At 66.5% G+C, this 13015-nt stretch carries 11 protein-coding genes; 2 read left to right on the forward strand and 9 right to left on the reverse strand.

The features are described 5' to 3' along the window. Nucleotides 1-502 (forward strand): DUF2165 family protein (locus ACE039_RS12590; protein WP_485822514.1); only part of this gene is annotated, 502 nt, incomplete at its 5' end. Between the two features lie 24 nt (nt 503-526). Here the strand turns inward: ACE039_RS12590 and ACE039_RS12595 are convergent. The 4 genes from ACE039_RS12595 to ACE039_RS12610 all read right to left on the reverse strand — a co-directional run bounded on the left by ACE039_RS12595 (nt 527) and on the right by ACE039_RS12610 (nt 5253). After that, nucleotides 527-1672 carry a glycosyltransferase family 4 protein gene (locus ACE039_RS12595; protein WP_313462403.1) on the reverse strand — a complete coding sequence of 382 codons (1146 nt, stop codon included), beginning with the start codon at nt 1670-1672 and terminating at the stop codon, nt 527-529. Further along, nucleotides 1669-2691 carry a hypothetical protein gene (locus tag ACE039_RS12600; protein WP_485822515.1) on the reverse strand — a complete coding sequence of 341 codons (1023 nt, stop codon included), beginning with the start codon at nt 2689-2691 and terminating at the stop codon, nt 1669-1671. The genes ACE039_RS12595 and ACE039_RS12600 overlap by 4 nt, the downstream gene beginning before the upstream one ends. Nucleotides 2692-3007: 316 nt before the next feature. Further along, on the reverse strand, nt 3008-3841 hold the full coding sequence (locus tag ACE039_RS12605; RefSeq protein WP_448709704.1) for a phytanoyl-CoA dioxygenase family protein: 834 nt from the start codon (nt 3839-3841) through the stop codon (nt 3008-3010). A gap of 17 nt (nt 3842-3858) precedes the next feature. After that, entirely contained in the window at nt 3859-5253 is a 1395-nt protein-coding gene (locus ACE039_RS12610; protein WP_485822516.1) for an amino acid permease, read from the reverse strand. A gap of 151 nt (nt 5254-5404) precedes the next feature. On the opposite strand from ACE039_RS12610, the gene ACE039_RS12615 reads away from it, so the two are divergent. Continuing rightward, the gene (locus ACE039_RS12615) at nt 5405-6514 is read left to right on the forward strand and encodes a YcjF family protein (RefSeq protein ID WP_313462398.1); all 1110 of its coding nucleotides are present in this window, start codon (nt 5405-5407) and stop codon (nt 6512-6514) included. Nucleotides 6515-6556: 42 nt separating this feature from the next. Here the strand turns inward: ACE039_RS12615 and ACE039_RS12620 are convergent, their stop codons facing one another. From ACE039_RS12620 to ACE039_RS12640, 5 genes are read right to left on the reverse strand one after another with little or no spacing between them, the layout of a single operon-like run. Next, nucleotides 6557-7690: a serine hydrolase domain-containing protein gene (locus ACE039_RS12620; protein ID WP_485822517.1), complete on the reverse strand. Its 1134-nt coding sequence runs from the start codon at nt 7688-7690 to the stop codon at nt 6557-6559. A 55-nt stretch (nt 7691-7745) separates the two neighbouring features. Beyond that, on the reverse strand, nt 7746-9557 hold the full coding sequence (locus ACE039_RS12625) for an ABC transporter ATP-binding protein (protein WP_485822518.1): 1812 nt from the start codon (nt 9555-9557) through the stop codon (nt 7746-7748). Further along, the gene (locus tag ACE039_RS12630) at nt 9554-11080 is read right to left on the reverse strand and encodes an aldehyde dehydrogenase family protein (protein WP_485822519.1); all 1527 of its coding nucleotides are present in this window, start codon (nt 11078-11080) and stop codon (nt 9554-9556) included. The genes ACE039_RS12625 and ACE039_RS12630 overlap by 4 nt, the downstream gene beginning before the upstream one ends. A 14-nt stretch (nt 11081-11094) precedes the next feature. Then, nucleotides 11095-12450: an NAD(P)/FAD-dependent oxidoreductase gene (locus ACE039_RS12635; protein ID WP_485822520.1), complete on the reverse strand. Its 1356-nt coding sequence runs from the start codon at nt 12448-12450 to the stop codon at nt 11095-11097. Continuing rightward, entirely contained in the window at nt 12437-12850 is a 414-nt protein-coding gene (locus ACE039_RS12640; RefSeq protein ID WP_448709697.1) for a Rid family hydrolase, read from the reverse strand. Before ACE039_RS12640 ends, ACE039_RS12635 begins: the two co-directional genes overlap by 14 nt. Nucleotides 12851-13015: the final 165 nt, after the last annotated feature.

Below are 13015 nucleotides of genomic sequence, written 5' to 3' on the forward strand. Positions count from 1 at the left end.
ATATTTTGTGGGCCGTCTTTTGAGTTCATCCACTGCTATCTGGCTGTTCCTGTCCGTCCAGGCCCTGGGGCTGGCCTTATGGCTGACCCTTGCCGCGCTGAACAACCGGCGCGATTTCGCCGGCGCGGCAGCCGCGGTCGGTGCCACGATGGCGATGCTGCCGCTGACGCAGGAGCCGCGCATCCCCACGCCCTTGCTCAGCCGCGCGCAACGCGCCCCGGGACTGCATCGGGCGGCACTGGGGCTGTTGCTGCTGGTCCAGACCGCCGGCGCCGCCCTGGCCTGGGCCGGCTGCTATGCGCTGATGATCCAGGGCGATCTGGCAGCGGCCCGCCCCTGGCTGAACGGCGCGCTGGCCGCCCTGTCTGCGTGCCTGCTGGCCATGCATCTGAGCGGCTTGTGGTTTGGTTACTGGATCCGCCAGGACACGCTGCAACTGACGCACATCGCATTGCTGCTGTGGTCGTGCCTGATGTTCCTGGCCTTCAATCTGGCGGCGTGAACGTCCGGCGTGCCCGACCGTCGTTCAGGACGTCAGCCGCAGCTGGCTCCGCGCGCCCGTGGGGCGTTCGAGGTAGACCTCTTCGGTTCGCCCGACAAACTGCGCCAGCGAAAACTCCCGCTGCGCCGTGTTGCGTGCGTCGATGCCCATCTGCGTCACCAGGCTGCGATTCTGCAGGATCTCGACCAGGGTCTTGAACACGCTGCTCACGGAACCCGGCGGCACCACCCAGCCATTGCGGCCGTCCGTGACATTCTCGGTCAGGCCGCCCACCTTGCTGACGATGACGGGTTTGCCGGCGGCCATCATTTCTCGGCAGGCAAACGAGATCGTTTCCAGCCTTGACGACAGCACGAAGCCCACGTCCAGCGCGGACAGGAACGGGCGCACGTCTTCCAGCAGGCCCGTGAACACCACCTGGTGCGTCATGCCCAGCTCGGCCACGCGCTGGCGTTGACCGTCGTCGGGCTCCTTGCCGGCGATCAGGACCACGACCTGATCACGCAGGGGATCGGGCAGCAGCGACACGGCTGCCACCATGTCCAGCCAGTTCTTGTAGCTGGCGGTGCCGGCGTTGCTGCCGATCACCAGCCGGCGCCGCATGGCGGCGGGCAGCAGCGCGGCACGCGCCTGCTCTGCGTCGCGCGCGCTGGCCGGCCGGAACTGCGTGGTATCGACACCGTTATGCACCACCCGCAGGTCCTCGTCGCGGAATACCGAGTCCTTCATGCGGCGGAACGTATGCCCGCAGACGCAGATGACGCGGTTCGTGCCCCACTTGGCACGCATGCGCACGCCCAGGCTGTTGGCGGTGCGGTCGGTGTGCTGGGTCAGCACGATGAACGGACGCTTGGCGCCCATGCCCATCGTGGCCAACATGCACAGACGATGGTCGGCGGATCCGTTCACATGGATCACGTCGAACTGTTCTTTGCGCAGCAGTGCGCGCAGGCGGCGCAGCGCCGTCAATTGCTGGAACGGCCGGCCCTTGAATTCCAGGTCGATCGATTGCACGCCGGGCAAGGCGTCGGCCTCGGCCAACAAACGGCTGCTGCGAGGCGCCGCAACGGTGATCTGCGCGCGCTGGCGCAACATGCGCGCCAGCGACATGACATAGGTCGTGTGCCCGCCGCCGTCGCCCTGGTGAAAGTTGGTGTAGAGAATCTTCATGATGTCAGGCTCGAAAGCAAATGCGGGGAAAGCGGGGAAGGCGGGGATTCCGCCTGATTGAGCAAACAGCTCCAATGGCGTTTTTCGAACACGTCGTCGCCCAGGCGGCTGTCCGGCGACAAGTTGTAGACCTTGACGCCGCGCGCGCTCAGCAGCTGGCTGGCCTGGCGGAACGCGGGTTCGATATGGCCGGCGAATTGGCGGTCCAACGCCGTGGCAAGCTGCGCGCCCGCGTTTTCGTAGAAGCGCGGCCCGGCGCTGGCGGTCAGGTCCAGCCCATGCACGTACAAGCTGCGGGCGCCCATCCAGGCCAGCAACTGCAAGCCGGTGTACGCGACCGTGCCTCCGCCGAACAACCCGCGTGCGGGGTTCAGGCTGAAACCGTGCGCGTGCTGCGGGTGATGGGCGTCGAACAGCACCAGTTCAGGGTCGCCGGCCAATTGCGCCTCAAGGGCTTCGGGGCTTGCCCGTGGCTGTAGCGCCCGTTGATGCACTTCTTCGAACAAGACCATGCGGCAGCGGATGTCGTCCGCCGCGAACAGGAATGCAATCCAGCGGTATACCTCGGCCGTCACGAACAGCAGCAGGTCTTGCGACAGCACTTCGGCCACCAGGTCGCGCCGCCGTTTGACGAATCCGGCATCCAGCATCGCGTAGTAGTCAAAGCGCAGCGAGGGGTGCTGGCGGCGCAGCGCGATGGAACCGTTGACGCCCATGACGGCGCGAAGATGGCATTGCGCGTAGTCGATCTGCGCGACCGACGGACCGCTCAGGATCAAGTGCGCATCGCCTTCGATATTGCGCGGCACGTCGTCCATCGGCAAGGTCGCGGGACCTTTCACGCCCACCAGCTCACATCCCACCAGCCGTTCATCGCCATCGCGCCGAATTTTCACCAGGGGCCACAGCGTCTCGTTGTGCCGATAGGCCGCGGGGCGCGTATAGCGGTAAAAATATCGAAAGCCCTTGGTCAAGGGACGCGAGCGCAGCAGGCGGGGAACGAGGGCAAAACGGGGCATGAACGGTGCCGCGGAAAACGCGGCGAAACCTTACGAGCGCCTGATTCTACGCAGGCCCCCGCGTCAGCGGCCGGTTAGAAACATTTGAGATGTAACCGCATTGGTGGGCGCTGTTCCCGCCCTTTTTTTGTGGGTTTTTGGCGGACGCGTCGGGGGTGTCCCACATTCCGGAACAAAGCGAAATCACGCGCCCGTATTCGCACCATTTCCGTGCATGGACACCCTTTCCGCTATACCCCCGGCTTGGGCGCGGCGCCGGCCGCGCCCGTACTTTCCATTACGTTTTGCGCCAAAGCGATAGGGTATTGAAAGCGAATCACGCGGCGCCGCGAGGCCAAAGCACGGGAAAGAGCGGATGCGCCATTGGCGCGCCCGCGGCCAAGGAGTCGGCCAAGCCCGGAAACTCGGGCGAGGTCCGCCAGGGACGCGGCGCATGCCGCATGTCTTCGCCCAGGAAACGCAGTGAAAACGCGCGCCGGCGCCGGTTCCCGGCCACGCCGCCTGCGGCATGCAGGGTCAGCATATGGAAGAACACGGCGTCGCCGGGTTGCAGTTCCCAACCCAGGATGTTCCAGGCCGAACGGTCCGCTTCGATATCCGGCAAATTCGCCAGGCTGCCTTCGGGGAACCAGCTTGCCTGGTTGTCCAGGAACGTGCGCGGCATCAGCCACGGCCCCCGGTGCGACCCGGCCACGAATTCCAGCGTGGACGCCCGTGCCACGGGGTCCACCGGCATCCACATGCTGCAGTTCTGTTGGCCTTCCACGTTGTAGTAGGGCTGGTCCTGGTGCCAGGGCGTTGGCTGGCGCGTGTTCGGTTCCTTGACCAGAAGATGGTCGTGATAAAGGCGCGCGCTTGGGCAGCCCATCAACTGCGCGGCGACAGACCCGACGCGGCTCTCGAAGATGAATCGGCGGTAGTCGTCGTTCTCGGTCCAGTTGCAGAAATCCTCGAAGAACCAGCCGGGGTCGTCCGGGCTGCTGGCGACCTTGGCGCGCGGACTGGGCGCGGCCAGGTTCGATTCAATGCCACGCGTCAACAGCGCGACTTCGTCAGGCGTGAACAGCTGGCGCACGCAGACGGCGCCATCTTCCTGAAAGGCTTGGATCATCAAGGCGGGAAGTTCGAATTCATGATGGTTCGACAACATGGGTTCCTCCTGAAAAATCATGGATGCGGGGGTGACGGCGGCGCACCACCGGAACGGTCCGGCCGACACCACAGCCAGTACGCCACGGTCAGCAGGGCCAACCAGCCCGCGCCGACGAAGAGCGCCAGGCGGGTATCCGGAAACACCCCCAGCACGACAAAGATGAAGAGCATGAAGACAATGGCGAAGACCTGTCCGTAAGGCCAGAACGGCACCGGGAAATGCAGCGCGGCGGACTCAGGCCCGCTCAGGCCGCGCCGCATGGCAACCTGCGACAGCAGGATCATCAGCCACACCCAGACGACTGAAAACGTGACCATTGACGCGAAGGCCATGAACAGCCTGTCGGGCAGCAGGTAATTCAGCACCACGCCGCCCAGCAAGGCCACGCCCATCACCAGCACCGTCATCCACGGCACGCCGAAGCGCGACAGCCGGGAAAACACCATCGGCGCCTGGCCGTTGGCCGCCATGCCGTACAGCATGCGCCCGGTGGAGAAGATGTCGCTGTTGATGGCCGATATCACGGCCGATATCACGACCAGGTTCAACACCGAGGCCGCGGAAGGCAGCCCCAATTGGCTGAAAATCTGCACGAATGGGCTGCTGCCGCCGGTGATGCCGGACCACGGGAAAATAGCCATCAGCACCGTCAGCGTCAGCACATAGAACAGCAGGATCCGCAGTGGAACCGAGTTGATGGCCCGGGGGATCATGCGTTCGGGATCGCGGGCTTCGCCCGCCGTCATGCCGATGACTTCGATGCCGCCGAAGGCAAACATCACCACCGAGAACGACGCAATCATGCCCTGCACGCCGTTCGGGAAGAAGCCGCCGTGCCGCCACAGGTTCGAGAACCCGGAGGCATCGGCGGCGCCCGGCTGAACTCCGGCCAGCAGTACCCCAAGCCCCGCCGCGATCATGGCGACGATGGCCACGATCTTCAGCAGCGACAGCCAGAATTCGAGTTCGCCAAAAACCCGCACGGAACAGAGATTCAGCCCACCGATCAGCAGGACGATGCCCAGTACCCATATCCAGCGCGGCGTGTCGGGGAACCAGAAGCTCATGTACAGGCCGAACACGGTGACGTCGGCCAGGCACACCATCAGCATCGAAAACGCGTAGCTCCAGCCGGTCAGGAAGCCCAGATAGGGCCCCAGGTAGCGCGTGGCGTAGTGGCCGAACGACCCGGACACCGGCGTCCTGACCGCCATTTCGCCCAACGCGCGCATCGTCAGGAAGATCGCGGCCCCGCCGATCAGATAGGCCAGCAGGACCGACGGGCCGGCGCGCTGGATCGCGCCCGCCGACCCGTAGAAGAGCCCCGTGCCGATCGCCGAGCCCAGCGCCATGAAACGAATATGCCGCGCGTTCAAGCCGCGCCGCAATGCCGAACCCTCGTGGTTCATATGTCCCCCCGCTTTTATGTTTGTGAACCGCCTTTGCATCAATGTGCACTGCGATCTTCTCCCGAGCCGTGGCCGGAATCCGATAGTCACGCGCAAATAGGACGCATCTGATATCGTTCCCCACATCCCCCAGCTTTTCCGCAACGGACTGATGAACGCCCTTCGCCCTGACTCACCCGCCCTGCAGGACGCCATCGCCGACGCCATCAGCACGGCGACGCGTGGCGCGGGCCGCGTGAATATCCTGATCGCCGGCAAGACGGGCGTAGGCAAGAGCACGCTCATCAATGCCGTGTTCCGTGGCGAACTGGCCAAGACCGGCGCGGGCAAGCCCGTCACCCAGTCCACCCAGGCCTATAGCCGGCCCGGCCATCCGCTCACCATCATCGACACCCGCGGCCTAGAAGTCGGCGACTACGCGCGCTCGCGCCAGCAGCTGGCCGACCTGATCCAGGAGCGCGCCGCGTCCGACGACCAGGACAAGCACCTGCACGTGGCCTGGCTCTGCATCCAGGACAGCAGCCACCGCGTCGAAGACGCCGAGATCGAGCTGTGCGACATGCTGGCCAATGCCGGCATCCCCGTCATCGCGGTGCTGACCAAGGCCCGCAAGGGCAGCCCCTTCGTGGATGAAGCGCGCAAACTGCTGCCGCGCGCCAAAGAGGTGGTGGCGGTGCGCGCGCTGCCGGAATGGATCGAAGAGCTGGATGCCGAGCTGCCGCCAATGGGGCTGGACGCGCTGATCGGCGTTACCGCCGAGTACATCCCCGAAGGGCAGCAGCGCGCCTACGCCAACGCGCTGTCCACGCGCAACAAGAAGGCCCTGGAAGTAAAAAAAAAGCGGGCTGAGATAGAGGTGAATGTTGCAGCGGGATTGGCCGCGTCGGCGGCCGCCGCGCCCATTCCGTTCTCGGACGCGTTCGCGCTGGTGCCGATTCAGGTGGGGATGATCGCCAAGATCGGCATCACCTTCGGCATGGAGCTGGACACCACCGCGATCACGACCCTGGTGACGTCCACGCTGGGCGCATCCGCCGCCACCCTGATCGGGCGCTCGGTCGTGTCGGGCATGCTGAAGTTCATCCCGGGCGCGGGCAGCGCGGTGGGTGGCACCATCGCCGCCACCACCGCCGGCGCCATCACCAAGCTGCTGGGCAACGCCTACGTGGCGGTGCTGTACGACTTTTGCCAGAAGAACCCCGGCAAGGACATCGACATCGGGATGATCGCGCAGGCGCTAAAGCAGCGGGTAAAGCTGTAGCGCTGGCGCGCCTGGGGCTGTAGCGCGGCAGCCCCTGGGCGATCAGAACGCCCTGGCCAGCGCGGCGAAGAACGCGTCGTCGTTGATCTCCACGCGCTTTTTATAGCTGGGCTTGTTTCGCGCGCTAAGGACCACGGCAACGAGCTTGTGCGCCGGATTGATGTGGATGAACTGGCCGTAGATGCCTTCGGCCTGGAAGGCGCCCGCCAGGGCGGGGTCTTTCAATTCCGGCACCCACCACATGTAGCCATACGGGATCTCGGTATCGCCAATGCGGTAAGGCGAGCCTGCCTGCGCGACCCAGTCATCCGGCAGCAGTCGCTCGCCGTCCACCTGTCCGCCGTCCAGCACGAATTGCCCGAACCGCGCGTAGTCGCGCAACGTCGCGTTCATGCCGCTGCCCGAGATCGTCATGCCCCCGGGGCATTCGGCCCACCAGGTGGCGTCGGATTCCATGCCGATACGCGACCACAGGCGGGATTGCAGGTAATCCACCAGCCGCTGCCCCGTCGCGCCTTCCATCACCGCGCTCAGCAAATACGATTCGCCCGTGTTGTAGGCCCAGGCCTGCCCGGCGGGCTGACGCGCGGGCAGGCGTTTCATGAAATCGCGAATGCCGCCCGGCTGCCAGCGGGTCTGGATATCCAGCAACTGGCGGCGCTCGGAAGCCGCGTCGCCGTAATCCTCATTCCACTGCACCCCCGAGCACATGCGCAACATCTGGCGCAACGAGACCTCGCGGTAGACGCCACCCAGCTCCGCGTACCGGGTCACCGGGTCGTCAAGCGAATCAATCAGGCCTTCCTTCAGCGCCACGCCCACCAGCGTGGCCGCCACCGACTTGGCCAGCGAACACGAGTTCCAGCGGGTTTCCGGCGCGATGCCACGCTGGTAGGTCTCGAACGCGACCTGCCCGTCCTTCATGACCAGCAACCCCGCCACGCCATTGACCGCCAGATAGTCGTACAGGTCGAACACGCGCCCCTGATCCTGGATGCGCAGCGCCGGCAGCCCGCCCGCGCGCAGCGGCAGGTCGCGCACGCGCTTGCCGCGCGCCACGGTGTCGGACGCGAACCAACCCGGGTCGCTGGACAGCGCCAGCGTCAGTTCGTCGGGAAGCAGGGTGCCGTCGTAGAACCGCATCAGGTGCGATTTCAGGGCGGGAGTCATGGGCATGGCAGGTTCCGAATTGAATGCATGGAAGGGCGGGACGGCGCGCGGCATGCGCGCGTTAGTCGTCCCGCATCACGAAGTGTCCTGGCGCGACCTCTTGGTAGCGCCGTTGTGGCGGCGTGTAGCCGGGCGGGCGCAGCGTGTGCCGGATCTCGTCCTGCGCCAGACTGCGCGCGGCGCGCGGCCCGCCGGGATCCGCCACCGGCACCGCGTCCAGCAAGCGCCGGGTATAGGGATGGCGCGGATCGTAGAGAACGGCGGCGCGCGAACCGATCTCGACGATTTCCCCCATGTACATCACCGCCACGCGATGGCTGACGCGTTCAACCACGGCCATGTCATGCGAGATGAACAGATAGGCCAGCCCCATGTCCTGCTGCAGCTTCAGCATCAGGTTGATTACCTGCGCCTTGATGGAGACGTCCAGCGCGGACACGGCTTCGTCGGCCACCAGCAGCGACGGGCCCAGCGCCAGGCTGCGCGCGATGCAGATGCGCTGCCGCTGCCCGCCAGAGAACTCCTGCGGATAACGGGCGCCGGCGTCGCTGTCCAGGCCCACGCAGGCCAGGAGTTCAGCCACGCGGGCGCGCAGCGCGTCGCCCTTGCAGACCTTGTTGACGATCAAGGGACTGGCCACCGCTGCCGCGACGGTCTTGCGCGGGTTCAGGCTTGAGAACGGGTCCTGGAACACCATCTGCACATGACGCGCCATGGCGCCGCGGTCGCGCCGCGCCGCCGCGTGGATATCCTGGCCGTTGACCCGCACGTGGCCCGCCGTCGGCGTCAGCAGATTCATGATGCTGCGCCCGATGGTGGACTTGCCGCAGCCGGATTCGCCCACCAGCGCCAGCGTTTCTCCCGGCTGCACGCTGAACGACACATTCTCGACCGCATGCACCATCCCGCGATCCCGCGACAACAGGCCGGAACCCATGCGGTAGCGCATCGTCAGGCCCTGGACTTCCAGCGCCGGCGGGGCGTCCGCGCGCACGGTGTCCACGGTCTCGGCCGCGGGCGTCTTCACGCCTGTCTGCCGATCGATGGCCGGGAACGGCAGCGGGCGTGCCACGGCCTTCATGGCGCCCAGGCGCGGCACGGCCGCCAGCAAGGCCCGGGTGTAGGGCTTGGCCGGCGCATCGAAAATGCGCGCGGTGGGGCCGCATTCAACCTGTTCGCCGCCGCACATCACCACCATGCGGTCCGCCACTTCCGCCACCACGCCCATATCGTGCGTGATGAACAGCACCGACATCCCGTCATCGCGCTGCAATTCGCGGATCAGGGTCAGGATCTGCGCCTGGATCGTGACGTCAAGCGCCGTGGTCGGTTCGTCTGCGATCAGCAGCCGTGGCCGGCACGCCAGCGCCATGGCGATCATGACGCGCTGGCGCATGCCGCCCGACAAGTGGAACGGATAGTCTTTCAGGCGCGTCGCCGCCGCCGGGATGCGCACCTTCTCCAACAGGCGCAGCGCCTCGGCCTGCGCCGCGGCCCAATCCAGGCCCCGGTGCAACATCAGCGATTCGCCCACCTGGAAGCCGATCGTGCGCACCGGGTTCAAGCTGGTCATGGGCTCCTGGAAGATCATGGCAATGTCCGCGCCGCGGATCTTGCGCATGTCGCGCTCGGGCAATGCCAGCAGGTCGCGCCCGTCCAGCAGAACGCTGCCGGACAGTTGCGTGTCGCGCGGGTTCAGCAATCGCATGATGGACATGGCCGTGACGCTTTTCCCCGAACCCGATTCCCCGACGACCGCCAGCGTCTCGCGCGGCGCCACGTCGAAATCGAGCCCGTTGACGACCGTCTTCCACCCGCCCGGCACGCGGAATCGGGTGTGCAGGCCGGCAACGCGAAGCACGGGCGCGTTCACGCGCTCAGCCCCATCGCGGACAAGCGCAGCCAGATCGTCTTGATCTGCTGGTATTGCGCCATGGCTTCCAGCCCCTTGTCGCGGGCCAGGGACCCCGACCGGCGATAGCCGCCGAAGGGCGTCTTGATATCGCCTTCCGTGAAGCCGTTGACGGCGACCGTGCCGCACTCCAGACGGCGGGCGAAGTACATCGCGCGGTCCAGGTCGCGGGTATAGACGGTGGCGTGCAGGCCGTAGTCGGTGCCGTTGGCGATCTGCAGCGCCTGGTCCATGCTGTCCACCGGCAGCACGCCCAGCACGGGCCCGAAGATCTCTTCGCGCGCAATCGTCATGTCCGGACGCAGGTCCGCGAACACGGTGGGGCCCAGATAGTGGCCCCGCCCGTTTGGAACGCCAGCTTCCAGGACGCGCCGCGCGCCTTCCTCGACGCCCTTGGCCACATACGCCTGCACGCGGTTGCGCTGCCCTGCGGAAATCAGCGGCCCCATGTCGGTCGCCGGATCCAGGGGATCCCCGATCACGATCTGCTTGGTGCGGGCGATGATCTTCTCCACATAGGCGTCCTGGCGCGACCGCGCGACCAGCTGGCGCATGTTGGCCGAACAATTCTGGCCGCCGTTCCAGAAAGCGGCCATCACGGCATTGTCGATCAGATCTTCGGTCAGGTCCGCATCGTCGAGCACGATGAAGGGGCTTTTTCCGCCCATCTCCAGCCCCACGGTCTTCAGGTTGCTGGAGCCCGCGTATTGCAGGAACAGCCGCCCCACGTCGGTAGACCCGGTGAACGACACGGAATCGATGTCGGGATGCTGGCCGATCAACCGGCCCGTCGTCTCGCCCGGCCCCGTCAGCACGTTCAGCACGCCTGCGGGGATCCCCGCTTCGATGGCCAGGGCCGCCAGGGACAGGGCGGTCAACGACGTCTCTTCGGCCGGCTTGACGATGACGGAGCAGCCGCTGGCCAGCGCCGGCGCCAGCTTCCACGTCGCCATCAGCAGCGGGAAATTCCAGGGCAGCACTGCCGCGACGACGCCGATGGGTTCGCGCACGACCATTGCGCAGTCTTCCTGGCCGGTCGGCGCAACGTGGCCATAACTCTTGTCCACCAGCTCGCCATACCACTGGAAGATGGCCGGGACCTCTTGCGTGATTTCTCGCAGGCAGTCCCGGATCGGCTTGCCGCTTTCCAGGCTTTCCATGACGGCCAATCTGACGCCGTCGCGCCGGATCAGCGCCGCCAGCTTCAGCAGCGCTTCCTTGCGCTTTTCCGGCGCGCAGCGCGACCAGGCGCCACTGCGGAAAGACCCCCGCGCCGCCGCGACCGCGCGGTCCACGTCCTTCTGTCCGCAGTGGGCCAGCGTGCTCAGCACGGCGCCCGTGGCAGGGTTGACGGTCTCGATCAGCGCGCCGTTGTCGGATGCCGACCAGTCGCCGTCAAGGAAAGCGCGGTCCGGCAGGCGCAGGCCGGCGGCGATGCGCTGCAGTTCTGCATGGCTGGGAGGGGTCAGGGCGGTATCGGACATCATTGCTCCGGGTATCAGATGGCCGCGTAGGGGCGCGAATACGCCCCCCGCAGGAAACGGTCGGCCGAGAACGGCGCGAGGTCTGTCTTGGGTTCGGCGCCGCGGGCCAGCGCGGCCAGCGTGCTGCCCACCGCGGGGCCCAGCCCGAAGCCGTGCCCCGAAAAGCCCGTGGCGATGATCAGGCCGGCGGCCGGCCAGGCCGCGTCGATCACCGGCAGCGCGTCCGGCATCACATCGATGTTTCCGGCCCAGGACTTCACGATGTCCGCCGGCGGCATCCCCGCGAACAATTCCGCGAACCGCTTGCGGTTGTCGCGCACGCGGTGCGTGTTGGGCGCGATATCCGGATCCCGGGGCTTGATCGCCCAATCCGACTTCGGGACGGACAGGCGGGTATACAGATCGTTGACGAAGGGCTTGCCCAACCGGAACGAAAACCCCTTGCGGTTGCGCATCACTTCGCGCACGAAATAGCGCGAGGCGCGCAGCGAATCCAGCGTCAGGTCGATGTCCGTGCCGGCGTCGGTGGCAATGATGCAGGAGCCGTCGGGACGCTGGCGCAGGCCCAGCCCGTACCCCACGAAACAAGGCAGCCCCATGGCGGGCAGGGGCGCCGTCAGCGATACCGTGCTGCGCACGACCTTCTGGGGCAACTGCACGCCCAGCCCCTGCAACAGGCGGAAGGTCTGCGCGCCCGCCGCGCAGATGACGATGGGCGCGCGCACCTGGCCATGTTCGGTCTGCACGCCGCGCACGCTGCCGCCCGCGACGTCCAGGGCGCTGACCCCGCAATCTTCCAGCACCACCGCGCCGGCGCCGACGGCCGCGCGGGCAAATGCCAGGGTCGCCAGCGTGGGTTCGGCCTGGCCATCCGATTCGGCGATGATGCCGCCTTCGGTGCGCGGCGATACCAGCGGAAACCGCGCCGACACTTCGTCGGCGCTTAGCATCCGCGTATCACTGACCCGCCCGCCGGCCTCGGCGAGCCACGCCTCGTAGGACCGCCGCTCGGCCTCGTCCGCGCACAGGAACAGGCAGCCGCTGCGCGTCCAGCCCGTCTCGTGGCCCAGTTCGGCCCGCAGACCCGGCCAAAGCGACAGCGCCTGGGCGGCCAGCGCAAGCTCGGCCGGATCGCGGTACAGCGACCGCACGAACCCCCAATTGCGCCCCGACTGCTGCGAAGCGATGCGGTTCTTTTCCAGCAGCACCACTTTCAAGTTGGCGCGGGCCAGGTACCAGGCGGCGCTGCAACCCATGATGCCGCCGCCGATGATGACGACGTCGGCCGCGGCCGGCAGGGGTTCGCTCCTGTCCAGCAGGCGCGACACCGCGTCCGCCGGCGCATGGCGCAACAGGTTAAGCGGCGACATCGACAATGGCGTCCATATCGATCTCGACCCGGATGGCAGGATCGAACAAGCCGGCCTGCACGGTCGTGCAAGCCGGGTCCACGCCGCGGAACACCTCTGCGTATACGTCCATGACCGCGTCGTAGTCTTCGGGCCGGGCGATGTAGATGCGCACCCGGACCACATCGCGCAGCGACGCGCCCGCCTGCTCGAACGCAAATTGGGCATTGCGGAAAATCTGCTCGGTCTGCGCCCGCGCGCCGTCGGCCAGCACATCGGCCACATAGTCGTAGCCCGTCGTCCCGGACAGGCGGACGTGGCCGTTCAGCGCGACGGCGCGCGCATAGCTGTAAGTGCGTTCATACTCGCTGCCCGAGTAGATGGCTTGCCGGCCGCTGCGTTCACGCTTGTTGTCGTTCATGTCGGTTTTCATCCAGGAGTGCGTCATTGGCGAGCAGGATCGCGCAAAAGGCGTTGCCCCGTCGATGTCAAAAAATCGAGGGCTGGATGCAATTAATAGAACGACGGCGGCGGGCGAGCCGGACCGAGCGCAAAGGAGGGGGGCTGCGCGGTCATGGTTTTCCCG

The sequence above is a fragment of the Achromobacter maghribensis genome (genome assembly GCF_057334215.1).